Source organism: Peribacillus sp. QJM3NY_7 (assembly GCF_056173225.1).
The window spans coordinates 1,180,314-1,205,660 of record NZ_CM149663.1 but is presented as its reverse complement, the minus strand read 5'-3'; the positions used below and the strand labels follow the sequence as shown (position 1 = coordinate 1,205,660).

Sequence of the window (25,347 nt, the reverse complement as noted above, 5' to 3'; positions counted from 1 at the left end):
TTTATCAAATTCTCCTGCTTTTATATAGTCGAGTGTTCCGGAACAAAATTTCCATAAATAACTAATTATATTTTTCCTGCTTGATGGCCATCATAATTAAGGAAGAAGGGGTTAGTCATTACGTGTGATTCACATCATATTGTAAATGAGGTGTCAGTTAAAGACGTATTATACTGAAATACCCATTAGGTTTATTACAAATGATTTACATCATATTGTAAATGAGGTGTCAGTTAAAGACGTATAAACTGAATTAAACCAGAAGCTTCATAACAAAAATCGTTTCGAGCAAGGAGATGGTTCTCTTGCACGTAAAAGCAGAAAAATCATTCAATAATTATCAATTATGCTTTAAAAGTTGATGAAACTTTAAAGATATAGGAGATGGTTGCTTTGAATGGAAAATCTCTATTTAGATAATAACCATATTTTACTACAATGTAGATGAGGTGTTTGTCGCAGAGAATTTATGCTAATGCGAATTTTGAAGCAAAACCCCCTTTTTCGACAGGCAGGGTGCAACTTAATGTTGCATCCTGTTTTTATATTTTTCCTTTTCTCAACGATTCAAGCTATGGTACGATTAACCAAATACATTAACTTTTAAAGGAGCGTTATTCATGAGTGATTGCATTTTTTGCAAAATAATCGATGGGGAAATTCCAAGTAGTAAAGTTTTCGAAAATGAACATGTTTTGGCCTTTCTCGATATCAGTCAAGTAACGAAAGGCCATACGCTGGTAATACCTAAAGTACATAAGGAAAATCTTTATGAGTTGACACCAGAGATTGCCAAGAACCTTTTTGAAGTGGTGCCGGAAATTGCCCGCGCCATGAAGCAGGAATTCCAACCTGTAGGCCTGAACCTTTTAAATAATAACGGTGAAGCTGCAGGGCAATCCGTTTTCCATTTTCATATGCATTTAATTCCTCGGCATGGGGAAGGTGACGGCTTTGGTGCAGTTTGGAAAACAAATACCAGCGACTATACACCGGATGACCTGAAACAAATCGCTGACTCCATTGCACAGCATATACAATGAGACTGCAATAGCCTGTTAAGAAGGTTTCTTTCTCCTTTCGTTGCTTGAAAAAATGATCCCGAGTTGGTCCTCACTTTAAAGTGCAGGACCTTTTTACTTTGGTCTATCATTAAAAAACGGATTTAAAATTCTAAATTTTCCTCCAATTGAATTTAGTTTTCTGGTAGGATATATGAATAGTCTCAAATACTTTATCACATAGTCGCATAGGAGGAAAAAAATTGAAACGTGCACGTAATTTTAACGCTGGGCCAGCCGCCCTTCCTTTAGAAGTTTTACAAAGAGCCCAAAATGAATGGTTGAATATTGAGGATTCCGGTATGTCTGTCATGGAATTAAGCCATAGAAGTTCCGAATTCGAAAAGATTCATAACCATGCCATTCAATCATTAAAAGAACTTATGGAAATTCCTGAAAATTATGAAGTTCTCCTGCTGCAAGGAGGGGCAAGTCTACAATTTTCCATGATTCCCATGAACATTTTGAAAGATGGAAAAAGGGCAGATTATGTCCTCACTGGTTCTTGGTCGGAAAAAGCATTGAAAGAAGCCAAAAAGGTTGGTGAAACGGCCGTAGTCGCTTCATCCAAAGATGAAAAATATACGTTCATCCCTAAAGTGGAAGATATCAAATTGAATGACGATGCTGCCTATCTTCATATCACAAGCAATAATACGATTTATGGAACACAGTGGAAGGATTTCCCAGAAACAGGCAACATTCCTCTAGTAGCCGATATGTCGAGTGATATTCTCAGCAAAAAGATTGATATTAGTAAATTCGGCATCATCTATGCTGGTGCACAAAAGAATCTAGGCCCGTCGGGAATCACTGTCGTTATAATCCGTAAAGATTTAATAACGGATAATGACAAAATCCCATCCATGATGAACTATTCGATCCATTCGAAAAATAATTCTTTATACAACACTCCTCCGACATTGGCCATTTACTTATTGTCCCTTGTGCTGGATTGGGCAAAAGATCAGGGCGGAGTGGAAAAGATTGCTGAAATCAACGAAGAAAAAGCAAAAGTCATTTACGATGCCATCGACGGCAGTGATGGTTTTTATAAAGGCCATGCCCTACCGGACAGCCGTTCATTAATGAACGTAACGTTCACGCTTCCGTCTGAAGAAGCTGAAGTGCAATTCCTTAAAGACGTGAAGGAAGCCGGATTCGTAGGACTGAACGGTCACCGTTCCATCGGCGGCTGCAGAGCATCCATCTATAATGCGGTCCCTCTATCCCATTGCCAGGACCTTGCTGATTTCATGAAGAAATTCCAGGAATCGTATAAAGCGAAGGAAGCACAAACTCTTTAATTCAAACAAATATAACTTCTAAAAAAATAGGTCTTATGATATACTATTTTAAACTTCTTGCAACAAGCAATAGTGCATTGTTGAAGAAAAGCTGTTAGTTGAGATGAGAATAGGAGAGATGAGTAAATGAAAACGAAAACCCTTGTGTCACTGTCCCTATTAATCGGGATTGGGGCTGCCCTGCATTTTATCATACCTGGATTCTTCCTTGGAATGAAACCGGATATGATGCTGTTGATGATGTTTTTGGCGATTACCCTGTTTCCCGCTAAGAAGAATGTATTCATTGTCGCCCTGGCAGCAGGAGCCATCTCTGCCATGACAACTACATTTCCAGCAGGACAGATCCCAAATATCATAGACAAATTGGCAACAGCCTTTCTGTTTTACCTTTTATTCATCAGTCTAAAGAAGTTTTCAACATCCGTTGTCACCGTCAGTATCTTGACTGCCGTTGGAACATTGATTTCCGGCGCTGTCTTCCTTGGTTCGGCTTATTATATCGTTTCCCTTCCAGGGCCTTTCGTTGCACTTTTCGGAGCTGTTGTGCTTCCTGCCGTATTGTTAAATACAGTTGCGATGGTCATCATTTATCCAATTGTGAACGGCATCGTAAGAAAATCAAATATACCCATTAATGCTTAAGCAGCAGGATCATCATACCTAAAAAAGCACCGGACAGTCCGGTGCTTTTTTTTCCAATCATATGAATCTGGAATTCTAGTCAGAATCATCCTCCAATGGTCAATGAATCAATATCCACATAAACCAAATGAAAAGCAGTAAAACCCCGGGGAGACCCATAGCGAAGGCTCTAGCCTGGAGCACCCTCCTAGGCGGATAGATGCCAGGAGATTTAGCTTGCCTTAGAAAATACCCCATTCCGCACAGGCATACCAGGCCTAATAAAAAAATGATTTTCATTATTAACCCACCAGTGCCATCCAAGTTCCGACAGCTTGTTTTTATTATCTATATGCCGCTCTTCCCTTTATATGAAGCATTATTATTAAAGCTTCAAGTTATTTTTAAATATTATATATTTACTCTCTAAGTTTAAAAAAATATTTTTGTGATATAAAGATAAAATGGTCGATTCTCTTCCATAAGGATGAAAATTATGGTATTTTGATATCAATAGTATTTCTCTCCCTATTTATCATAATTTCCAATTGATGCAGCAGGGATTAAGACCATGGAAAGCGAAAACATATTATAAAATGAGGTGATCCTAATGAAAGCAAAATCATTACTAATTGGCTTTTTGACCGGAACAGTAGTAGCTGGTGCGGCAACCTTACTTTCGACACCAAGTTCAGGTAAAGACCTACGGACCCGCATCAAGACGAATACCGACGAAATTAAGACTACAATTGATGAATTAAAGGTAAAAATGCAGAATATTAAAGATGACACGATGGAAGCTTCACAAATCAGCAAAGAAACGGTAAAAACATTCATTTCGGATGTTCAGGTCGTCATCGAGAACTGGAAGCGGGAAATCGAACCCAATAAGAATGAATTATTGAAGAACGTTCAGGAAATTGAAAATTCATTGAAAGAATTGGAAGCGGCCGCCCCTACTTCTAAAAATAGCTGACATCGTCACACAAGCTTGATTCTCCATTTTTCCCAATAAATTACATGATTTATTGGATAAGAATGGAGAATTCATTAAAAAACTAAAATTTTCTAAAAATTTTGCAAATATTTTTCTTTATTAATTTTTATTTTATTGTCATAATAAATATATAGAATCTTATAAGTAGGTGAGCCCATAATATGCAGAATAAAAATTATTCTATGAAAGAAGCAATGATTTTTAGTCAACGAATTGCACAATTAAGCAAAGCATTATGGAAATCGATTGAAAAAGATTGGCAGCAATGGATCAAGCCCTATGATTTAAACATCAATGAGCACCATATTCTTTGGATTGCTTACCATCTTAATGGATCTTCCATTTCAGATGTTGCAAAATTTGGGGTCATGCATGTTTCTACCGCATTTAACTTTTCAAAAAAATTAGAGGAACGCGGATACTTAACATTTTCAAAAAAGGAAAATGACAAAAGGAATACGTATATAGAGATCACAGCGGAAGGTGAAAAAATTCTCCTTGATTTAATGGAGACATACGACCCAAGTAAGAACTCCGCTTTCTCGGGTGCACTTCCATTGCGTGAGCTTTATGGCAAGTTTCCGGATATGATTGAAATGATGGCCATCATCCGAAATATATACGGTGAAGACTTCATGCAAATCTTTGAACGTTCCTTCGATAACATCGATCAGGAGTTTACGGACGTGGAGGGTAAAATCACAAAAAAAAAGATAGAGAAAGAAACTGAGCCAGTTTAATCTCATACTCTATCCATTTCCTTCATGAATGATACATATAAACCTTGTGAGATGCATGCATCAATGCATTCCTTTGTAGTTATTTTTGGATTAACCTTTCTTTCAAATTGATTAAAAAGCGGTCGAAAGTTCATATACCCTTCCGCTTTTTCTATTTCATAGCGTTTGCTCAAGATATCACATGTTTCCAATAATTCTTCCGCTTCCTTTTTCGTGAAATTTTTTTCCACAAATAGATAGTCCAACTTGGCCTCCGGATTGCGTATAAGGTTTAATAAAAGCCGTTGATGAAAACGGAGTATTTCCATTTCTTCATTTATATTTTTCATACATCACTAATCCCCATTCAATCATTCAATTTAACATAAAAGACTTATAACCAATTTTTGATTTTTCACACTCGGTAATCCGCCTGATCCCCATTTCAAAACCTGCCCATTGCATGCTTACTCACAAAAGTGATTTCATCTTAAACATAATCCAAGAATTCCATTGCTTTTTCCACCCATTCATCGTAATGTATGTAAGTATATTCAACAGCTTTGGAGGGCTGATTTCGAAATGAATTCGTGGAAAACAATTGACGTGGCAAAACAATATGGGAATTGCCGTCTGCTCTTTTTTTCAGTTTTTACTATATTAATGTCTTTTGTTCTGATCTATACATTATTAAGTGTCTTTTCAACCCATGTTATTTTGTATGGCGATCAAACAATGGTATTTTTTAGCCTATTGCTCTTATTATATCCTGTTCACAAACTATTACACTATTTACCTTTACGATTATTATGTAAAAAAGTGAAAACTTCATGGTCCTTGAAGTGGAACCTGGTGTTGACATGCAGAGTCAATGTGCATGATCCGATTCGAAAGCATCTTTATCTCTTGACCCTTGTGTTGCCTTTCGTCATTATGTCTGTCACTTTGATTGGTTGTGCCCTTAGTTTTCCGCATTACATCCATTATTTCACTATTTTATTATCCCTGCACACCGGCTTATGCGTATCGGATTTTATTTATATAAAAAACCTTTTTGGTTCCCCAAGGCATTCTTTTATCGAGGAACATCTCGAAGGATACGATATACTTATTCAAAAGTGATTCCTTATTCATTCATAATGATGACTGCTAAGATTTTTAGGTATCTTTTTTCATTATAATTTGGTATCGTATTTATACATGATGTTTTGCAAGGAGGGATTTTAGGTTTTGATCTCGTTCTGGTTTATTATTTTTGCTATTTTGATCCTTTATAATATTAATAGAATGACAAACTCTTTATGCATTCAAAAGGAAATTGCTGAAGACCGGCAGCCTAAAGTATTCAGGACCATTAATGTATTAATTACTATTATGTTATTATCCTCCTATATTGAAATTTTGTATACGTAGAGATGAGCAACAAATGATGTCCATCATTTGTTACATACATTGGTGATACCCGGAGCATTATCCACATAAAGAAAAAGGGCGAAGCAAAAGCTTCGCCTTTTGTTTATGAGTTTATAACCAAGAAGCTCCAATGATGACTAACAGGATGAAAAGAACGACAATTAGAGCAAAGCCTCCACCTATTCCTCCAGACATTGATCTTCCTCCCTTCCATTCTTAAGTAATAATAATTTAATGCACACTCTTATATCCGCCAAAAGGAATCCATTCCTTTCATAGCTTGAAAATCACTTAAATCTTTTTTGTTGAGCGGCTACCCTATCCTATTCAACTCCATGGCAAAAGGAGTGGGCTCTTTCCATTAGTAATTTTGCAGCCGATTAGCAAAAGGCTGCTCCTACAATTATTAATAAAATGAATAACACCACTAACAAAGCGAAGCCTCCGTTAAATTCATTACCCATTATGCTACCCCCTTTTGTTGTCCTCGATTTATCATATGTAATGGATTAATATCCGGGTAGGCGTATACCCATTTTTCAAAAAAATCTTATTCATGCACCAATATATTATTTTTTGTAAAGTAACCAGAATATGTTATAGTTAATTTTGTGGAAATACGAAAAAATAGCAAACCAGAAACTTATAACTAGGAGTTGTTTTTATGAAGAAGTGGGCATTATCGATTGCTGTTACTGCAGGGCTGATCGGACTTACAGCATGCAACAGCGACAAGGAAGCAGTCGTGGAAACTAAAGCGGGGGATATAACCAAAGAAGAATTTTACAATGTAATGAAAGACCGTTATGGTGAAACCGTTCTTCAAGAACTTGTTTATGAAAAAGTTCTTTCTGAAAAATATACAGTAACGGATAAAGAAGTTAAAGCTAAAACGGACGAACTTAAAGCGCAAATGGGTGAAAATTTCGAAACGGCCCTGGCCTCTTCCGGATATAAGAGCGAAGCTGATCTTAAACGTGCACTTAAAATCGGCATGCTTCAAGAAAAAGCAGCCGTTGCCGATATAAAAGTTAAAGAAGCTGATGTGAAAAAAGCTTATGAAGACTATAAACCACAAATCAAAGCGAGACATATTCTCGTGGAAGACGAAAAAACGGCCAATGAAGTTAAAGCTAAATTGGACAAAGGTGAAGACTTCGCCAAACTTGCCAAAGAATATTCAACGGACACAGGCACAGCTGAAAAAGGCGGGGAGCTAGGCTGGTTCGGACAAGGTGAAATGGTTCCTGCATTTGAAGAGCAAGCTTACAAAATGAAGAAAGATGAAATCAGCAAGCCGATTAAATCCGATTATGGCTACCACATCATCCAACTTCTTGATACAAAAGAAAAAGAATCATACAAAGATATGAAAAAAGATCTTGAATATGATTTGAAAGTCGCTCAAATTGACCAAACTAAAGTTCAGGACATTCTGAATTCAGAAGTCAAAAAAGCGGACGTGAAGATTAAAGATAAAGATTTAAAAGATGCCATCACTTCTGGTGACGCAGCCAAAGCTGAAAAATAATTGAATAGTAAAAAGCGACAGGACTTTACCTGTCGCTTTTTTTTCATCATTCGGGCTATGCTCCCTGATTTATATCCTTTTTACGCCTCTCACGCTCTTCTTCCATGCGGTCAATGTATTTCTGGCCTTCCTTTTCAATCCAAGCATCATCTATGAGGCGTTCCTGCCTAGCTGTCCAAATTGACATGACTGCACTGACAATTATTCCAATAAACACGAACCAGATCCAAATTGGCATGTCCATTCCCTCCCAAAAAATCTACTATTCATTTACTAGAGAATATGCTCGAACAAAAAAAATATGCTTCTTTCTCCATCGAGAAAGAAGCATATTTCATTAAAATGTCGGTTTATAGAATGAACGATTATCGAGCGCGAAGACTCTTTCCGTAAATTCACCCGGCTTCACTTTTTCCAAGGCGCGGTCCATCATATTTATCTTGGCATCCATATTATCAATATAATGCAGCACTTCCGCTTCCCTAACCATCGGCGGCTTGGGACTGCCCCACTCAGCTTTACCATGGTGGCTTAATATCAGGTGCTTGAGAATCATGATTTCTTCCGCTTCAATGCCCAATTCCTCTGCAGCTTTACCGACTTCATTCACCATGATGGTGATATGCCCCAACAAGTTCCCTTCCACTGTATAAACAGTCGAAACAGGTCCAGATAGCTCATGCACCTTTCCAAGGTCATGCAGAATGACCCCTGCATACAAAAGATCCTTATTGAGGGAAGGATATAGGGTTGAAATGGCCTTAGCCAGCCCTAGCATCGATACAACGTGATAGGCCAGTCCCGACATATACTCATGATGGTTCTTGGTGGCAGCAGGGAACGTCAGGAATTCATTCTGATATTTTTTTATGAGATGCCTAGTCACCCTTTGGATATTCGGATTCCTCATTTCAAAAATAAATTGAGTGATGGTTTCCATCATTTCTTCCTGACTTAAAGGAGCCGTTTGAATTAAATCGGCTTTCGTGACCCCGTCAGTATCTGAAGTAATTCTAATATTACGGATTTTCAATTGGCTGCGTCCTCGATAATTCTGGACTTCCCCTTGAACTTTCACTGTTGCTTCCGCACAGTATGTTTTCTCATCAGCCTCGGAAACATCCCATAGCTTTGCCTCTATCTCGCCGGTTTTATCGCACAAAATCAATGTTAAAAAAGGCTTTCCATTACTTGCCACCGCTTTTGTACTCGTTTTAATGTACATATATATATCTACTACTTCACCAATTCCGTAGTGTATGATCCCATTTCCCATGCGACTGCCTCCGTTCAATTAAATATCAACATTATAACATACCAATCTCGTTAGTGCGTTTAGTTTTCGTTAATAAGTGATAGACATTGGACTGGAAAAGCCAAAGCTTTGCCGTCTCATCACTCCACAAGAAAACCAGGCTTGACCCCAAGCCTGGCTCTCCAATCAAATCTATTTCAACAGTTTTTGTTCGGACAATACGCGCACTTCTCCTGGCCATCAATTCGGTAATATAAACAGCATGTCACCCGTTTATAAGGGTTCATGGACTCCGGAACACTTTTTTCCCCAATGAATCGTTTAAAGGGGGAACGCGTTTCAATATTCAGCCATACCTCATCTTCAAGAAGCATTTCAATGTCCTTTTCAACTCGCGTCTTTATATCAGTTTGCTTCAATAACTCACTATACATCCATACCGTATAGCTCCAAATATTTTCCCAGAGAACTAGTTTCGATATTTTAGAAGTTCCGGAAAAGAAGCGAATGGCATCAGCACCAAATCTGTTCAATATGGAATGGAGGGCAGAAGGGCTTTCCTTTTCCGTGACATTTCTCCACCTGTTGGTTTTCAGCAAAAAATTCGGGAGCCAATGCTCACCTTCCGGATCATCCAAAACACCAAAGTCCTGAAGTGTGCCTTCCCAGATAAGCCGATGTTTGCTTAACATGTACAATTGTGCCGTGACAAAAAAGCATAGCGTCTGAACCACATTGAAATGGCTATCCTTGACGTTTCCGCCCCAGTCCGGGCTTTTGCATACTGAATAAGCTCATCAGCATGATCGAAGGTCTTGGAAACTTTGGCTACATCTCGAAAGGATATCCGGTATCCCTGAAGTTCTTTTTCAATGGCTGGTGTGAGGTTATGCATTGGCCAGCGCTTTTATCTGAGTTTGTGCGTAGCGCCCTTTACCAAACGGGACGCACATGGGACTGCCGAAAATTGGATCAAAGGATATTTGACATTCCATGCTGAATACATGCTGTACCAATTCAGGCGTGATGATATCCTCCGGCCGGCCTTGAGCATGTATCGCCCCATTTTTAAGTGCCACCAGATTATCCGCATAACGGCAAGCTAAATTCAAATCATGAAGCACCATAACGATCGTTCGGTTCTCAAACTCATTCAAGTCGAACAATAAGTCCAAAATCTCGATTTGATGGGTCATATCAAGATATGTAGTCGGTTCATCCAACAAAATGACATCAGTATCCTGAGCAAGCGTCATGGCTATCCATGCCCGTTGCTTCTGCCCTCCCGATAATTCATCGACTGCCTGATCCTTTAAATCGGTCAGATTCGTTGCTTCAATCGCCTTTTGAACTTTTTCTTCATCCACGGAACTCCACTGTTTCAACCAACTTTGATAAGGATATCTTCCTTGTTTAACAAGTTGATAGACGGTAAGCCCTTCAGGAGCAACCGGGGATTGCGGAAGAATCGCCATCTTTCTCGCTACATCCTTCGATGGCATGGTTGAGATCGCTTTGCCTTCGAGCAAGACCGAGCCGGATTGAGGTTTTAACAATCGGGCTACAGACCTTAGAAGTGTTGATTTTCCACATCCATTAGCACCGATGAATACGGTGATCTCCCCTTTGGGTATTTCTATATTCATATCATTTATTATTAATTTATCACCATAACCGAGCGATAAAGACTGAGTGTTAATAGCTGGTCGCATTAAAATACTCCCCTTTTAGTCTAATAATACCATTTTAATGAAAATGATTCTCACTGTCAATCTTAAAAAGGAATATAAACCATAACTCCATGTCCCATTCCTCTTAAATGATTCATTAAAGTGAATGCTCCTTTAAAGATATGAAGCTTCCTTTGGAAACATTAATCTAAAAAAAACAGCACATTATACTTTCATTCATCACTGCCTGTAGCTTCCGAACGATAGTCCATTCTCCCCCTCTGCGAATTACTATCGGAATTTCCAAACTCCATTTAGCGGAAAATAAAAAAAGCCCTCCATATGGAGAGCTTTTTATCCGACAAGCAGGCGATTTGTACAATGTTCCAGGGATTCATCCCTAATGAAGGTAAATAAATCGTGATCGATAAAAGGAATGATTCCTTCTGCAATATTCCATGCATTGACCTCTATTTGATAAAGGATTTCTGATTTTCCTGTACGGTGCAGTTCCTCACTAAGCACAGCAAGATCGGGGTCTAATGCGTGCCCCATCTCATGTGTGAGAATCACCCATGTATATTCCTCAAGCCTTGCAAGCGAGCCTAGGGAGCGTTCACACTGAATTTCAATATCTCTCTCATATAATGTGATGCTATGACCTATGGCAGAATATTTTCCCCCAACACATCGTTTACCAGGAAACTCCTTTTCGATGATTAACTCCAAAGAAGAATCATGGCGGCTTACAAACTCATTCCTATTCAATGACTTCACTCTCTTTATCTATAGTTTAAGACCCATTATATTTCGGGGATGATCAAATCATTCATATTTTGGCGCAATACGGGGCTGGATAGACGAATCACTTGATTTTCACTAAAGTGCTCCATTATATATCGGTGGCATGTAAAAAATAAGATTTGCCGCTTTTCCGAAACTTTTTTCAATAACTCAAGCATCCGTTTTGTCCTTTCCGCATCAAAATTGACGAAACTATCATCAATGATGAGAGGGAATGAATCATTTTCAAAAGTATGATCAGCAAGTGCGAGCCTTAAGGAAACATAAATTTGCTCAGCTGTCCCGCGGCTGACCTCTTCAACCCTGAAACTCAAACCATCACTGCGCTGTACCAAAATCCCTTCTCCCGACTGATCAAGAATGATTTTCCGATAGTTTCCATTCGTTAAAAAGGAAAAATGCCGCTCGGCATCAGCGATCACCTTCGGCAGGCGCTCCCTTTTATATCGGTCCAATGTTTTATTCAATAAGCTTTTGGCTATTGCCAATTTCGCCCATTCCTTCGCCTCTTCGTTAAAAGCAGCTTTTTCTTCATGAAAACGATGAAGTAAATCATCATAAATCCCTGAAACTTCAAGCTGTTTTATCTTATGCTTCGCATCCGCCCGCTTCTCTAACAAAAAGGATTTCACCTTTACGGAATCCTTCCGTTGCTGTTCTAAATTCTCAAATGTATAAGTATTGATCCCCTGTTTTAAATAAGATTGGATTTGATCAGGCAGCATTCTGGATTGCCCAATTTGAATGGTAATCAAATCAAGCTGCTTTTGTAAGGTGATTTTCTTTTCGGACAATGCAGCGACATGCCTGAATTCTTCCTCGTCCTTGACCTTCGCTAACTTAAAAAGCATTTCCATTTCTGCATCAAGATAGCCATTTTCCATCGTCAGCTGCTCGATTTCGTTCGTCAAACGACTTCTTTCCTGCATCCATTGCGTTAACTGAACGGAGAATTCAACCGCTTTATTCAACTCCCGTTTCAATTGGCCAATCGCTTCCCTCCATGTGGATGTTTCAAAATCAAGGCTATTTGCAAAATGAAATAAAGCCTTTGATTTACCCTCAAATTCTGCCTGGAGAAAATCATGCCTCTTGATTGTTTCATATTTCCTATCAACGGCTTCCTTCCATTTCTCAAGCAGTTCAAATACAGATTCAAGATTGATTTCCATTCCAGGATAAGACAGACCCCAACCGCTTAAGATGTTCCTCAATTCTTTATCCAACCGGTCCCTGCTAGCTTCCCAATCGGCATACTCCTGAATCGTCGATTCAAACGCTTCCTCCCTTTCTTCATATTTGAAACTTTCACTTTCAAAGCGCCTTTGGAGACGTTGGTCCAATTCAAGCAGCCTCCCCATTGACTCTCCTTCACTCCCTTTATTGGTTTCACTCCCAATTGCAGCCCTTTTCCTTTTCATCTCATCCAATTGCCTGATATACCCGGACGATATATCATCACCTTTAAAGAGATACCTGGAAACCGCAAACAGAACAGCTACGGCTAGAAGTATCACCCCCAACAAAATCTGTTCACTGAAATAACTTCCGATTGCACCTAAACATAGTAGCACTATTAAACTGCCATTCATGATATGTGAACGTTTGTGATTATCCGCTTCCTTCTTCCTCTGTAATCCCAATTGCTTTTCAAGTTCAAGTATTTGTTCATCAAGAATAAGGGATTGTGCTGCTTCAAATTCGATGTTATTCTGCTTGTTGTATAAGGACTCCAGCTCGATTCTTTTTTCATCTGGCAGTAACTGGGCCTTAATCTCCTTCAAGCGGGCTTCTGTCGTTTCCAGACTTCCCTTTTGAAGTTCATATTTCTCATCGAGCTGTTTTTTATCATTTTGGAGCTGATGCTTTTCCCTTTCGGCCCTTTTCACCTTTTCCTTCATGAATGTACTGATATCCAGTTTTCTTATTTCCTCATCAGAAACATCCAAGAATAATTCCTGCTTCACCTTTTCGATATTCTTTTCTTCCAACAGCCTTTCGTGTTCCGCTTTTCTAATATCCAGCTCGAGCTTCTCCAACAATGTTCCTTGATCGATTGCATGTTCAATTTGCTCTTTATGCTCCTTGATGAATGGATTGATTTTGATTTCCGTGAGTTTCCCCTCTAGTTTGTTCATTTTCTCAGTCAAAGCAGCAAGTTGGGCTTTCATGGGGATTCCAACTGCCTGTAGCTGTTCAAGTCTTTTTAAGCCATCAACAGGAAAATTCACATCCGGAATTTTACTTATTTCAGCCTCTAGTTCCCCCTGTTCTTCAACCAAGGGTTTAATTCGCAAAAAAGCACTTACGTTAACAAGATTTTCTTCAATCTCTTGAATATCCCCCGTGACTTTAGAGAGCTCCTCCTTAAGTTTTGCTTCTTCCTGAAGTAATGCCGTATATGACTGCTGTTCCTCTTCAGATGCTTTCACCTTTTTCTGCAATTCCTTAAGTTCTTTCATTTTCACATTCAGTAAAGGTTTTTGGCCTGATGGCTTGAACCTTGAATCGAGCTCTTTTTGCAATTTCGTTTCGGCTTCAAGTAGTTTATCATTCCCGATCAGCCCGGCTGAAAGCAGATATTTACTCATCGTACCTTCACTTAGTGTATGTAATCCCTGCAGACCTTGAAGGTCGAAAGAAAAAATGGCTTGGTAATAGTTTTTATCAACGCCATGAAGAATCTCATTCAATTCTTCCTCGCCGCCGACCCTTCCATCCTCGAAGGTCAATTTCACATCACCAGTAGCTTTTCCCTTCACACGTTCAATAACGATTTCCCCGTCTTTTTTTGTTATGAGGCTGAGCCTTCCCCCATATTTGGCATGCATTTTGGGCTCGTAACGCGGTTCGATTTGAACCTTTGTCGGAAAACCAAACAGCATACTATGAATGAAAGACATGAGGGTTGACTTGCCCGATTCATTTTCCCCAAAGAAAATCTGCAGCTGTCCCAGTTCAGGAAAACGCTGATTTTCCAGTTTGCCGTAACCATAAACATGGAGGTCTTTAATAATCAATTCCGTTGCTCCTCCCTACACTCATTTATTCGCTTCAAAAACGTGCAAAAGCCATCTTTCCGCTTCATCCAACAGTTCCCTCTGCTCATCCGGCTCTATTGAATCAAGAAACCTTCTTGCTCCCTGATGAATGTATAGCGGGGCAAGAGCAGCCTCCGTATCATCAAATTCAGAAGCAAGCCTGGATACCTCAGCCAGAAATGGCGATATACTTTCATTTGACCTATTCATAGGAATGGACTGGATGAGTTTGATTTTATACACCCAGACAAATGATTCCCCTTGGTCCCCTTCCTGCAAAATCCGGGTCAATTCTTCAAGATATTCCCCGGAAGCTCCTGCTGCATCATTTGCATCAAGTTTCAACTCCAAAAGAAAGCTTCTCCCATCGATACCCTTCTGTTCAATTACTTCCTTGCATTGTTTGAACAGGGCATCAAATCCACCTTCTGCAGATAATTCAATTGTTTCGCTTTCCCATATCACCTCAGAGGTTTCAATAAAAGAATGGCGCTTCATGTCCCCATCGAATTCTATAAGCATGCACCCTTTGACGCCTGACTCCTTTCTGTTCCTGCCTTGAATATTTCCTGGATATATCACAAGCGGATCTTCCGAAACAACCTGATGTTTATGAATATGGCCTAATGCCCAGTAATCGAAATCTTTGGCAGCAAGTTCCTTCAATGAAAAAGGGGCGTACGGGCTATGTTCGGAATTGCCTTCCAAATTCCCATGAAGCAGACCTATATGATAATCGGCCCCTTCAGCTTTTATGTAGGTTTCGATCATTCTCTCCCTTACTTGACGGCGCGGATAACTGAATCCATAAAGGTGGACAGTCGTCCCATCGATTTTTTCAAATCGTTTCATTTCGGTTTGCCCTGAAAATACGTGGACATTATCCGGCAGCCCCACAGTAATCCATGAGCCGCTGAGGTGATCATGGTTACCATGAATGATATAGGCAGGGATTAGATGTTGCTGGAGTTTTTCCATCTCGGTCCGAAAGCGGACCTGTGTTCGGAGACTCCGGTTTTCCCCATCAAATAGATCCCCCGATAACACGATAAAGTCAACCTGACGGGTAATTGCCTCATTAATGATAGTTTGAAAAGCTTTAAACGGACTTTCCCTTAATTCCTTTAATATAGATGACGGCATATCCTTCAACCCTGAAAAGGGACTATCCAGATGGAGATCTGCCGCATGAATGAACTTCACACCGCTCAAAAGTGTCACCTCGATTTCTTTCAATATTTCCTATTCAATTTTAACATGAGCAGAACATACTTTCCCATACATTATTATTTTAATACGTCATCATGCAGTATGGGCAAATTCAACAGGAAAAAGACCGAATGGCGAACATTGTTTCATTCACGGCATTCGGTCTTTTTCATCAATTAAAGATATCCATACTTAAATAGCGTTCACCATTATCCGGTGCAATGCATAATACTCGTTTTCCGCTTCCAAGACGACGGGCTTCCTGCAGGGCAGTCCAGACAGAGGCACCTCCTGAAGGCCCAATCAATATCCCTTCCTTCGAAGCCATATCCTTCATGGTGGAAATCGCATCTTCATCAGCCGCTTGAACGATTTCATCAAATACCTCTGTATTTAAGATGCTAGGGATAAAGCCAGGGCTCGTACCCACTAACTTGTGGGGACCAGGCTTTCCTCCGGAAAGGACTGGGGAACCCTTAGGCTCGACAACGACAACCCTTAAATCCGGCAGATGTTCTTTCAAGGCTTCACCTGTACCGGTTATCGTTCCTCCCGTTCCGGCAGTAGCGACAAAAACATCCAGGTCTCCATCCATCTGATCCAGAATCTCGACTGCTGTCGTCACTCTGTGAATATCAGGATTGGCTTGGTTTTCGAATTGCTGCGGAATAAAGCTATTAGGAATCTCTGCTGCGAGCTCCTCGGCTTTACGAATGGCTCCCGGCATCCGCTCTGATGCAGGGGTGAGGACAACTTCCGCTCCGTATGCCTTTAATATATTGATTCTTTCTTTCGACATATTATCCGGCATGACCATAATCGCCCGATATCCCTTAGCCGCGGCATTCATGGCAAGCCCAATACCTGTATTCCCTGATGTTGGTTCTATGATCGTAGCCCCGGCTTGAATGATACCATCCAATTCTGCCTGCCTAATTAAATTGAAGGCAGCCCGATCTTTTACACTGCGGCTCGGATTGAAATACTCAAGTTTCACGAATACCTCAGCGTCATCCTCCGCTGTTAAATGATTAATCCTAACAACAGGTGTATCTCCTATCAATTCAGTGATATTATTAACGATTTTTACCGTCATTCAAAAAAACCCCCTTCGATCCATACACTTCCAACATGCACTTTTATTCAAGTTTATTATATCATTTATGATTTTTCATTTTAAAGAGAGAATTCCTCTAGTATAAATAGGTTTTGTTTTCATTCTTTCCAAGCTTAAAGGAAAAAAAACGAGAAGTTAGTTCGATATAGTAACTTTTTCAAGATATTCAGCTATGTATCAATATTCCTTGTCTTAATAGATTCACTCACATAACAATAGTCAAAATTGACAGATAATGATAAAATTTTTATAACAGTTGATAACATTTTTGATAAGGGAGTTTTTGAAAATGAGCAGAATATACAAATTAACCGTTTTTGAACCGTCAGGGGAAAAACTATTGGATGAATCATTTACAGCCGAGAATGATGAACAAGCAAAAGAATTGGGACAAAATCTATTGAAGGAAAAAAACTATCAAGATCAAACACATCGCTGTACATCGCCTTCAGGCGCTTTATTGCTTTTTCATCGCTGATTGAAAATGGAAGCGCAATCACTAAAAATATGATCAAGTTTTCCATACTTTCCTTATATAAAAAAGGCCGTCACTGGAAAGTGACGGCCTTTTTATTCATTTTCCAATGAAGTTCGGTTTCCTTTTTTCCACGAACGCTTTTATTCCCTCTTGGTGATCCGCTGTTTGGCGCATTTTCATCTGAGCAGCTTTTTCGATCTCAAGCATCTTAATTAATAGCGGGCGATTTTTTTCACTAAGAATCTTTTTCGTTTTAATCATGGCCTGCACCGGACTTTGCAGCCAAGATTGCACTTTTTTCTCTACCGCATGTTCCAAGGTTCCGTCTGCCACTTCATGAATGAGGCCCTTTTCTTTTGCTTCAAGCGCTGTAAGCACTTTACCTTCCCAGATCAATTCTTTCGCACCCACTTCACCAAGACGGCGTTCAAGGAAGAAGTGTCCGCCGCCATCAGGGATTAATCCAATCCCGATGAAATTCATCGCAACCTTACTTTCCGAATCGGCAATAAGATGATCCGTTGCAAGAGCAATACTCAACCCTAGCCCTGCAGCTGCACCATGAATGGCACTGATTGTCAATTTAGGCATGAAGTATAGGGTGGTCACCAATTCACTGATTCCATCCATCAGCTCATCGAAAGCGTTTTCTTTTCCAGGCGAGAGCATCATCTTAATGTCACCACCAGCGGAAAACGCTTTCCCATTCCCTTTTAAAATGACGACGTCCACTTCATCATTCTCGCTCACTTCCTTCAGGGCATTAATGAAATCATGCAGCATTTTCGGATTTAGAGAATTCATTGCCTCTGGACGGTTCATTGCAACAGTGGCCGTCCTGTCCGAATATGTGACTAAAACCGTGCCTGCAGGTGATGTCGATTCAATACTCAATTTATTTCCTCCTCTTTCGTTCTATGAATCTATTATATATTCATCAACCATTTTCAGAATAGGGTGAAAAGTAATAATTAAACAAATATGCCATTATTTATTGATATATTTATCCTGAAGCTGATCACGCAATGCCCTTTTCAAAAACTTCCCAACGCCGGTTTTTGGGATTTCATCCAAAAAGACCACTTCATCCGGCAGCCACCATTTTGCAAACTGCGGTTTTAAAAATTCGATGATGTCTTCCTGGGACACTTGTCCCTTGTATGCCTCCTTCAAAACAACACAGGCGATCGGCCGTTCCTGCCACTTTTCGTGAGGCACTGCAATTACCGCCGCCTCAAAGATTCCTTCATGGGCCATTAAGGCATTCTCTATATCAACGGAAGATATCCATTCACCGCCGCTTTTAATCAAATCTTTAGTCCGGTCAACGATTTTCACGAATCCTTCTCCATCAAGCGTGACTACATCTCCTGTATAAAGCCAGCCATCTTTAAACGTATCCCCTGACCGCTCATCCTTAAAATACTCATTGGCAATCCAAGGACCCCTGATCAGCAATTCTCCCATTTCTTTTCCATCAGGCTTCACTTCGCCATCCTTACCGATCACTTTAATTTCAATCATTGGCGAAACAAGGCCCTGCTTGGCCTTCAACTCATAAAGTTCTTCTTCAGGGAGGTCTTCCTGATAGCTTTTGGGTTTCGATATAAATACGAGCGGGCTTGTTTCAGTCATTCCATATGCATGCAGGAATGGTATCCCATACTTTTGTTCAAAGGTTTTAATCATGCTTTTCGGAGCAGCCGACCCTCCGCATAAAACGGCACGAATACTGCTCGTATCATGGCTGCCTTCTTCCAGCTCCTTCAATAAGCCCAGCCATATCGTCGGAACCCCTGCTGCGATAGTAACCTTCTCCGTCTCTATAAGCTCCGCCAAAACCTTTGGGGTGAAATAGGGTCCTGGCAAAACCATCTTCGTTCCAAACCAAACACTGGCAAAAGGCATGCCCCAGGCATTCACGTGAAACATCGGCACGACAGGAAGGGCCACATCACGCTCGCTTATTGCTGTAGAATCGGCAAGCCCCAGTGCAATCGCATGCAGTAAAATTCCGCGATGCGAATAAACCACACCTTTGGGGTTCCCGGTCGTGGCGGACGTATAACATATGCCGGCAGGTGCATTTTCATCCAAGGTTTGGATGAATGGCTGTTTCGGATTTCCTTCGGCTAATAATTTTTCATAATGATAAATAGGTGAAAGGGTCGTTTCAGGCAGCTCATCTTTATCCGTCATAATGATATACCCTTCCACTGTCGTTAACTCATCTTTAATTGCTTCCAAAAGGGGGATGACATCCGGATCTATCAATAATAATCGATCCTCCGCACTATTGACGATATAAGAAACATGTTGAGGGGACAAACGCATATTGATTGTATGTAAGACAGCACCATGACAAGGAATCGCAAAATAAGCTTCTAAATGCCGATGATGATTCCAGGCAAGCGTTCCAATACGGTCACCTGTTTGAATACCGAATTTTTCAAGATTACTGGTCAGCCTTCTTGTACGCTCAGCAATCTCAGCATATGTAAATGTGTGAATGCCACCATCCGTACGCGAAACTACCTCTTTCTTCGGAAAATATTTTTCAGCTCTCTCAATGATTTGAGTCATGATCAATGGAGTATCCATCATTACAATCTCCCCCTTATATTAAAAGCATGCTCATTATATATTCGACCAGAAAAAAAATAATCCTTTTTCCCTAGGTACCTTTTATATTATTTTGAATCTGTCTTTATTTTGATGATATTTTCAAATAAAAAAAGGATCTAAACAAGATCCTTTTTTGATATTCTAATCGTTCAGCAAGCCGTTCTAAGAATCTACGACTTTCGGAGGCTAGTCGATGTCCCGCTTTTTATGGTATGATCCCTTTTTTCGTCAATTGGACTTAGAAATTGAAACCATCATTAGTCCTTACCTATAAAAACAAAATATACCCCATTATTATTTTTCTGTACTCACCCTAACTTCAATCAATTTAAAATTACCTTTTTAGAAGCTTTGTATGGGTAAGCTCCTTTAAATAGAGCAAGGATTCGTCTGCAAATATATACATTAAATCCATTGCGGGAGATCCTTTACTTGCTTTAAAAGGATCAGCGCCCTGTGCCATGCATTCCACTACAATATGCCCATTGAACCCAGATCGGTTAATACCGGATGTGATTTTCCCAAAATCAAGATGACCTCTACCCAAAGCTTGTCTATTGCTATCTGCTACATGGACGATTTCAAGATATTCTTTTGCATTTAGGAATGGTGTTTCCAAATCTTCTTCTTCCATATTCATATGATATGAATCCAATAGCATCCTCACCTTTGGACTTCCCACTTCCTGTACGAATCGCAAGGCATCTTCCCCACTGTTCACAAGACAACTTTCGTATCTATTCAATGGTTCAATCACTAGTGTGACATCTAATTCACATGCCTTTCCGGCTAATTCCTGAACGGAATCAACGGCCCATTTCCAGTCCTCACCATTTAACCCCATCAGTGAAGTCTTTCCTACTGCGGAAGGGCACACAACAAGATATTCCCCCTCTACCTCCTTCACAGCCTCAATCTGCCTTTTAAAATAGTCTATGGCTTTTCGACGATTTTCAATATGGCCATTAGCCAGGTCATGTGCTTGGTTGGGCCAGGCTGAATCACCTGTCAATCCTCCAATTTCCAATGACAATTCTCTGGAATGGTGTAAAATGTCTTTCCAGTCATATTCATTCACGGCTGCCCGTATTTCTATAGCATCATATCCGGCTCCTGACACGAACCGCATGATCTTATCTATGGGCATATCTCCAAAAATCCAGCTGCATATTGAAAATTTCATATCATTTACTCCTTATGCGTTAGTAAGTACATTCCGGATCCCTTACACACACAATAATTGTTCTGATGGAACTCTTTACATTTTCTAATGGGTGATAAAATGCTTATTTCACTTTCAGCGAACAATACGTGTTCCAAGTTGTTCAGCCTGATTTAAATGTACTGGTACCCCTGTTTCAAGCGATTGTTTTGCCGCTCTAGCAATACGCTCAGCTTGTAAACCATCAAAACCATTACAACTAACCTCATGATTTCCAAGGCATGCCGAAGCAAACTCCTTCACTTCATCCATATATGCCTGAGTATACCGTTCAAGGAAAAAGTGAAGCGGCTTTTCTTTCTTCACGTGATCATTTGTAGAGATTTCAACAGTTGTTTCCCTGCTGTTATTAACTTGTGCAGAGCCCTTTTCCCCGAAAATCTCAAGGCGCTGATCATATCCATAGACTGCACGACGACTGTTATCGATGACACCCAGTGCGCCATTTGCAAATTTCAAAGTAATGACCGCGGTGTCAATATCACCTGCTTCACCTATGGCCGAATCCACAAGTACAGCTCCATATGCGAATACCTCAACAACTTCACTTCCCATTACGTACCGGGCCATATCAAAGTCATGGATGGTCATATCCATGAATAAGCCGCCTGAAGTTTTAATATAATCCGCACTTGGCGGTTGAGGATCACGGGAAGTGATGCGCAGTATATGTGGTAATCCAATTTCACCTTCTTGTACAAGTTTACTAACCTTTCGAAAACTTGGATCAAAGCGACGATTAAAACCCACTTGAAGCTTTACACCCGCTTTTTCTACTGCATTTAGTGCTTCTTCCGTTTCTTCGACTGAGAAGCTGACTGGCTTTTCACAGAAAATATGCTTTCCAGCTTCAGCCGCTTCTTTAATGATTGTTGCATGTGTATTAGTAGGCGAACATATGAATACCGCCTGGATTTCAGGGTCATTCAGCAATTCATGGTAATCTGTTGTGAACACTTCGATACGTTTCTCCATCGCCCATGGTTCGAGATGTTTAGCCGCAACATCAGAAACACCTTTAATCCTGATATGCTGAAGTCCCTTCAAATTATCTACATGTAATCTACCTATGCGTCCTGCACCAATAATTCCAACTGTCAGTGTCATTGACTCTCCTCCTGATTAAGCGCTTAACTTAAAAATGCATATCGACTAACCGGTTGAATATTTCTTTCCATGTGCTATTTATTTTTTGTTATGTCTATTACTGAATTACGTTCTATGAGTAATGGCGCAAGCATGATTCTATGGCGAGACCTGTTCGGGTGCTCAATCGACATCAACAGCTGGTTAATTGCGTAACATGCCAATTCATCAATAGGCTGCGCTATTGTCGTTAAACCTGGATCAGCTAATTCTGCGTGTATGGTATTATCAAAGCCAATAACCGATATTTCATTTGGAATGATTACATTTTCCTTTCGTGCCTCATTCATGAAAATTGCTGCTATTAAATCGGTCGCAGCGAATATGGCAGTGGGTCTATCTTCTAACTTCAAGATCTCCTTGGCTGCCTTTCTTGCTTCTTCTATTTTCGATTTAGAATGAATGACATATTCTTCATTTAAACTGATCCCCTCATCCAGCAACGACTGTTTAAATCCCTCTAAACGCAAGCGCCCGCTTGCCCTGTTCAATTCGGCAATCACTGCAACATGTTGATGCCCATTATCCAATAAATACCTTCCGGCAAGATATCCGCCCCGAACATCATCCGTGGTGACAACATCAGATGCAACAAAAGAGGGGTGATCTACCGAAAACATCAGTAGTGGAATATTCCTGCTTTGAAGCTTTTTGATAACCTTTCGATCCTTCGGTTCAGTTGCGATTATGATTCCATCCACCTGTTTTTTTATAAGAAGCTCTAAATAGTCATGTTCCCTTTCCAGTTGATAATCCGTACTGCATAAAATAATTGCATACCCGATTTCACGAGCATGGTTTTCCAATGCCCTGGCAACTTCAGCAAAAAAGGGATTTGAAATATCAGGGACAAGCACCCCGATAGTGAATGTTCTCTTACCTGTCAGCGCAGCTGCAACGGTGCTTGGCTGATATTCAAGTTCTTGCATGATTTCCATTACCTTACTTCTCGTTTTATCGCTAATTCGGCCAGTATTATTTACCACCTTAGATACCGTGGCAATCGAAACGCCGGCTTTTTCTGCTACATCATAAATTGTAGGCTGCTTCATTTTTTTAAAAACTCCTCCAAATTATCCTTTACTTTATTTTAGCATGAAGGAATTTAACAGGTACTATTATATTTCCTTATTTTGATATACTCTTTAAGAATTCCAATTTTTCTTCTGCATTTTTTATTGTTATGATGTCAATTCCGCTATCTAATCGCTCATTGACCTTGTCCCCATTTATAGCTTTCAAGGCATTTTCAACACCCTGATAACCCATGTTATACGGACTCTGGGCTATCGTGCCAGCAAGCTTTCCTTCCAAAATTGATTCAACCGCTTCCTCTGTTCCATCAGTGCCAATTACTTTAATATCCAGTCCTTTAGCTTCAACTGCGCGTAAAACCCCCAATGCCATATCATCATTTGCTGCAAAAATCCCCTTAACATCTCCATTTTTTTGCAGAATATTTTCCATTACTGACATCGCTTTCGTTTTATCACTATCACCAGGTTGTTCTGCAACAACTTCCAGACCCGCTTTTTCTAATGCTTCTTTAGCACCTTTTATTCGCGCATCCGTAGCCGGATTGCCAAGTGCTCCCGAAATCAAGACCACTTCATCTCCCTTCTGAAGCATAGAAGCCAACAAATTCCCGCCTTCCATACCTGCAGTTCTGTTTTCAGTACCGATAAAGGTCGTTTTCCCTTCAAAATCAGCATCTGAATCTATAAGTAGTACAGGTACATTTTGCGCTGCGGTTTCTAATACCGGAACGACCGTATCCGGTTGCGAAGGTGCGACGACGATGGCCCCAGGTGACTGGTTTATTTGATCCTCAAGCATATTAACCTGCTGGATCACTTCCGACTCTGCAGAAGGACCTACCACCGATACCGTAACCCCAAGGTCCTTACCAGCAGCTTTGGCTCCTGCCTCAACATATTTCCAATAAGGGCTTGATAAGGTTTTTAAAACGACTGCGACACTTTCCTCTTCACTGCCGCCCGCTTTTTTATCCCCATCACCGCAGCCAGTCACTAAAGCAATACTTGATATCACTAACGCCGCTCCAAACCATTTTAGTTTACCATTCATTCTGTTACCTCCAAGTTTCATATTTGAAATGAATTAACAATCACCTTTTTTTTCCTTTGCGTTGTCGGAGTACGTCTACAAACACAGCTGCGATGATGACGAAACCGATTACTGCCATTTGGAAATCGGCAGGAACGTTCAGGAGGTTTAATCCATTTCGAAGCACAGCTATGATCATTGCACCTATCAATGTACCCCAAACAGTTCCGACCCCTCCCATGAAGCTTGCTCCTCCAATGATGACTGCCGCTATTGCATCAAGTTCATACGATTGACCTGCGAGAGGGAAAGCGGAATTGACGCGTCCGACCATTACAAGCCCTGCAAGACCTGCCATTAAACCACTGATCGTATATACAATGATCAATACACGATCAACATTGATACCCGAGAGACGGGCCGCTTCTTTATTACCACCGATCGCATATATATAACGCCCTGTCTGGGTCCTTGTCAGGAATATATGAAAGATGATATATACCACTATTACTAACAGGAAGCTAACTGGAATGGGACCTACAAATTCACGTCCCAAAAATTGGATCAAATATGGAAAACCGGCAATCGGGGCTGCAGCCGTGATGATCAACGCGATTCCACGTGCAATGTTCATCGTCCCCAGTGTCGAAATGAACGGATGCGGCAAACGTAATTTCGTTAATAGCAGACCATTGAGTAAACCGAATCCAGCTCCTACGACCAGGCAAGCAAGCAGGCCCAAGATAGGACTGAATCCCATCGTGACCGAAACGATTCCCATTACCATGATGGAGACCGCAAGAATGGAACCTACAGATAAATCGATGCCGGCAGTTAAAATCGGAAGAAGCATACCGATTGCAAGTATGGCATTTATGGAGGACTGACGGGCTATATTCATGATATTGTTCAATGTCATGAACTTGTCCGACAAGAATGTCAGTACCGTCGTTAAAAGGATAAGACCGATTAATGGCCCGAACTTACTTAAGTAAGTCTTAATGGTTCTACTTTGTTTTGGTAAATCATTCTCTGGTTTTTGCATGACTGCTTCATTCATA

28 protein-coding genes are annotated in these 25,347 nt (G+C 40.4%); 9 read left to right on the top strand and 19 right to left on the bottom strand.

Annotation, left to right across the window (positions count from 1 at the left end; genetic code table 11):
• The first annotated feature begins 620 nt into the window (after nucleotides 1-620).
• From AC0VX1_RS05775 to AC0VX1_RS05765, 3 genes are all read left to right on the top strand, one after another.
• Nucleotides 621-1,043, top strand: coding sequence for an HIT family protein (locus AC0VX1_RS05775; RefSeq protein ID WP_057275801.1), 423 nt, complete (start codon nucleotides 621-623; stop codon nucleotides 1,041-1,043).
• A 221-nt stretch (nucleotides 1,044-1,264) separates the two neighbouring features.
• Nucleotides 1,265-2,368: a 3-phosphoserine/phosphohydroxythreonine transaminase gene (serC, locus tag AC0VX1_RS05770; RefSeq protein ID WP_475470332.1), complete on the top strand. Its 1,104-nt coding sequence runs from the start codon at nucleotides 1,265-1,267 to the stop codon at nucleotides 2,366-2,368.
• A 126-nt stretch (nucleotides 2,369-2,494) separates the two neighbouring features.
• A complete protein-coding gene (locus AC0VX1_RS05765) occupies nucleotides 2,495-3,013 on the top strand; it encodes a tryptophan transporter (protein WP_063577111.1) in 519 nt (172 codons plus the stop codon).
• A gap of 99 nt (nucleotides 3,014-3,112) precedes the next feature.
• Here AC0VX1_RS05765 and yhzF read toward each other — a convergent pair whose 3' ends face one another.
• Entirely contained in the window at nucleotides 3,113-3,292 is a 180-nt protein-coding gene (yhzF, locus tag AC0VX1_RS05760; RefSeq protein WP_034314687.1) for a membrane protein YhzF, read from the bottom strand.
• 310 nt (nucleotides 3,293-3,602) lie between these two features.
• Between yhzF and AC0VX1_RS05755 the strand changes: the two genes are divergently transcribed.
• Nucleotides 3,603-3,968, top strand: coding sequence for a YtxH domain-containing protein (locus AC0VX1_RS05755; RefSeq protein WP_095392002.1), 366 nt, complete (start codon nucleotides 3,603-3,605; stop codon nucleotides 3,966-3,968).
• A 182-nt stretch (nucleotides 3,969-4,150) separates the two neighbouring features.
• Complete coding sequence (locus AC0VX1_RS05750) at nucleotides 4,151-4,729, top strand: HTH-type transcriptional regulator Hpr (RefSeq protein ID WP_034314691.1); 579 nt, start codon at nucleotides 4,151-4,153, stop codon at nucleotides 4,727-4,729.
• Nucleotides 4,730-4,731: 2 nt separating this feature from the next.
• Here the strand turns inward: AC0VX1_RS05750 and AC0VX1_RS05745 are convergent, their stop codons facing one another.
• Nucleotides 4,732-5,058 (bottom strand): DUF1878 family protein, encoded by a 327-nt coding sequence (locus tag AC0VX1_RS05745; RefSeq protein ID WP_053534080.1) that lies wholly within the window; start codon nucleotides 5,056-5,058, stop codon nucleotides 4,732-4,734.
• 232 nt (nucleotides 5,059-5,290) lie between these two features.
• Between AC0VX1_RS05745 and AC0VX1_RS05740 the strand changes: the two genes are divergently transcribed.
• Both AC0VX1_RS05740 and AC0VX1_RS05735 read left to right on the top strand, forming a co-directional pair.
• Nucleotides 5,291-5,830: a DUF3267 domain-containing protein gene (locus AC0VX1_RS05740; RefSeq protein WP_413009407.1), complete on the top strand. Its 540-nt coding sequence runs from the start codon at nucleotides 5,291-5,293 to the stop codon at nucleotides 5,828-5,830.
• Nucleotides 5,831-5,938: 108 nt separating this feature from the next.
• The gene (locus tag AC0VX1_RS05735; protein WP_034314696.1) at nucleotides 5,939-6,121 is read left to right on the top strand and encodes a hypothetical protein; all 183 of its coding nucleotides are present in this window, start codon (nucleotides 5,939-5,941) and stop codon (nucleotides 6,119-6,121) included.
• A 111-nt stretch (nucleotides 6,122-6,232) separates the two neighbouring features.
• On the opposite strand, the gene AC0VX1_RS05730 is transcribed toward AC0VX1_RS05735, so the two are convergent.
• Complete coding sequence (locus AC0VX1_RS05730) at nucleotides 6,233-6,316, bottom strand: YjcZ family sporulation protein (RefSeq protein ID WP_034314699.1); 84 nt, start codon at nucleotides 6,314-6,316, stop codon at nucleotides 6,233-6,235.
• A gap of 185 nt (nucleotides 6,317-6,501) precedes the next feature.
• Entirely contained in the window at nucleotides 6,502-6,585 is an 84-nt protein-coding gene (locus AC0VX1_RS05725; protein ID WP_106026634.1) for a YjcZ family sporulation protein, read from the bottom strand.
• 200 nt (nucleotides 6,586-6,785) lie between these two features.
• Between AC0VX1_RS05725 and AC0VX1_RS05720 the strand changes: the two genes are divergently transcribed.
• Nucleotides 6,786-7,652 carry a peptidylprolyl isomerase gene (locus tag AC0VX1_RS05720; RefSeq protein WP_034314704.1) on the top strand — a complete coding sequence of 289 codons (867 nt, stop codon included), beginning with the start codon at nucleotides 6,786-6,788 and terminating at the stop codon, nucleotides 7,650-7,652.
• Nucleotides 7,653-7,707: 55 nt separating this feature from the next.
• Here AC0VX1_RS05720 and AC0VX1_RS05715 read toward each other — a convergent pair whose 3' ends face one another.
• From AC0VX1_RS05715 to cysK, 8 genes are all read right to left on the bottom strand, one after another.
• Complete coding sequence (locus AC0VX1_RS05715) at nucleotides 7,708-7,890, bottom strand: sporulation YhaL family protein (protein WP_373567449.1); 183 nt, start codon at nucleotides 7,888-7,890, stop codon at nucleotides 7,708-7,710.
• Nucleotides 7,891-7,989: 99 nt separating this feature from the next.
• The gene (yhaM, locus tag AC0VX1_RS05710; RefSeq protein ID WP_034314712.1) at nucleotides 7,990-8,928 is read right to left on the bottom strand and encodes a 3'-5' exoribonuclease YhaM; all 939 of its coding nucleotides are present in this window, start codon (nucleotides 8,926-8,928) and stop codon (nucleotides 7,990-7,992) included.
• A 176-nt stretch (nucleotides 8,929-9,104) separates the two neighbouring features.
• On the bottom strand, nucleotides 9,105-9,641 hold the full coding sequence (locus AC0VX1_RS05705; RefSeq protein ID WP_475470326.1) for a (2Fe-2S)-binding protein: 537 nt from the start codon (nucleotides 9,639-9,641) through the stop codon (nucleotides 9,105-9,107).
• Nucleotides 9,642-9,794: 153 nt separating this feature from the next.
• The gene (locus AC0VX1_RS05700) at nucleotides 9,795-10,619 is read right to left on the bottom strand and encodes an ABC transporter ATP-binding protein (protein WP_053534077.1); all 825 of its coding nucleotides are present in this window, start codon (nucleotides 10,617-10,619) and stop codon (nucleotides 9,795-9,797) included.
• A gap of 312 nt (nucleotides 10,620-10,931) precedes the next feature.
• Entirely contained in the window at nucleotides 10,932-11,345 is a 414-nt protein-coding gene (locus AC0VX1_RS05695; RefSeq protein WP_413022351.1) for a hypothetical protein, read from the bottom strand.
• A gap of 35 nt (nucleotides 11,346-11,380) precedes the next feature.
• Entirely contained in the window at nucleotides 11,381-14,401 is a 3,021-nt protein-coding gene (locus AC0VX1_RS05690; RefSeq protein ID WP_475470324.1) for an ATP-binding protein, read from the bottom strand.
• A 21-nt stretch (nucleotides 14,402-14,422) separates the two neighbouring features.
• Nucleotides 14,423-15,658, bottom strand: a complete 1,236-nt coding sequence (locus tag AC0VX1_RS05685) for a metallophosphoesterase family protein (RefSeq protein ID WP_475470322.1) — start codon at nucleotides 15,656-15,658, stop codon at nucleotides 14,423-14,425.
• A gap of 145 nt (nucleotides 15,659-15,803) precedes the next feature.
• Nucleotides 15,804-16,727, bottom strand: coding sequence for a cysteine synthase A (gene cysK, locus AC0VX1_RS05680; protein ID WP_034314721.1), 924 nt, complete (start codon nucleotides 16,725-16,727; stop codon nucleotides 15,804-15,806).
• Nucleotides 16,728-17,037: 310 nt separating this feature from the next.
• Between cysK and AC0VX1_RS05675 the strand changes: the two genes are divergently transcribed.
• Entirely contained in the window at nucleotides 17,038-17,226 is a 189-nt protein-coding gene (locus tag AC0VX1_RS05675) for a YhzD family protein (RefSeq protein ID WP_048677954.1), read from the top strand.
• A 96-nt stretch (nucleotides 17,227-17,322) separates the two neighbouring features.
• Here the strand turns inward: AC0VX1_RS05675 and AC0VX1_RS05670 are convergent, their stop codons facing one another.
• The 7 genes from AC0VX1_RS05670 to AC0VX1_RS05640 all read right to left on the bottom strand — a co-directional run bounded on the left by AC0VX1_RS05670 (nucleotide 17,323) and on the right by AC0VX1_RS05640 (nucleotide 25,346).
• The gene (locus AC0VX1_RS05670; RefSeq protein ID WP_034314728.1) at nucleotides 17,323-18,120 is read right to left on the bottom strand and encodes an enoyl-CoA hydratase; all 798 of its coding nucleotides are present in this window, start codon (nucleotides 18,118-18,120) and stop codon (nucleotides 17,323-17,325) included.
• 93 nt (nucleotides 18,121-18,213) lie between these two features.
• A complete protein-coding gene (locus AC0VX1_RS05665; RefSeq protein ID WP_475470319.1) occupies nucleotides 18,214-19,830 on the bottom strand; it encodes a long-chain fatty acid--CoA ligase in 1,617 nt (538 codons plus the stop codon).
• A gap of 355 nt (nucleotides 19,831-20,185) precedes the next feature.
• Nucleotides 20,186-21,034: a sugar phosphate isomerase/epimerase family protein gene (locus AC0VX1_RS05660; RefSeq protein ID WP_475470317.1), complete on the bottom strand. Its 849-nt coding sequence runs from the start codon at nucleotides 21,032-21,034 to the stop codon at nucleotides 20,186-20,188.
• A 114-nt stretch (nucleotides 21,035-21,148) separates the two neighbouring features.
• Nucleotides 21,149-22,180 (bottom strand): inositol 2-dehydrogenase, encoded by a 1,032-nt coding sequence (iolG, locus tag AC0VX1_RS05655; RefSeq protein ID WP_475470316.1) that lies wholly within the window; start codon nucleotides 22,178-22,180, stop codon nucleotides 21,149-21,151.
• 74 nt (nucleotides 22,181-22,254) lie between these two features.
• Entirely contained in the window at nucleotides 22,255-23,271 is a 1,017-nt protein-coding gene (locus AC0VX1_RS05650) for a LacI family DNA-binding transcriptional regulator (protein ID WP_475470314.1), read from the bottom strand.
• Between the two features lie 76 nt (nucleotides 23,272-23,347).
• Nucleotides 23,348-24,307 carry a sugar ABC transporter substrate-binding protein gene (locus AC0VX1_RS05645; RefSeq protein ID WP_475470312.1) on the bottom strand — a complete coding sequence of 320 codons (960 nt, stop codon included), beginning with the start codon at nucleotides 24,305-24,307 and terminating at the stop codon, nucleotides 23,348-23,350.
• A gap of 40 nt (nucleotides 24,308-24,347) precedes the next feature.
• Nucleotides 24,348-25,346, bottom strand: a complete 999-nt coding sequence (locus AC0VX1_RS05640; protein ID WP_475470310.1) for an ABC transporter permease — start codon at nucleotides 25,344-25,346, stop codon at nucleotides 24,348-24,350.
• Nucleotide 25,347: the final 1 nt, after the last annotated feature.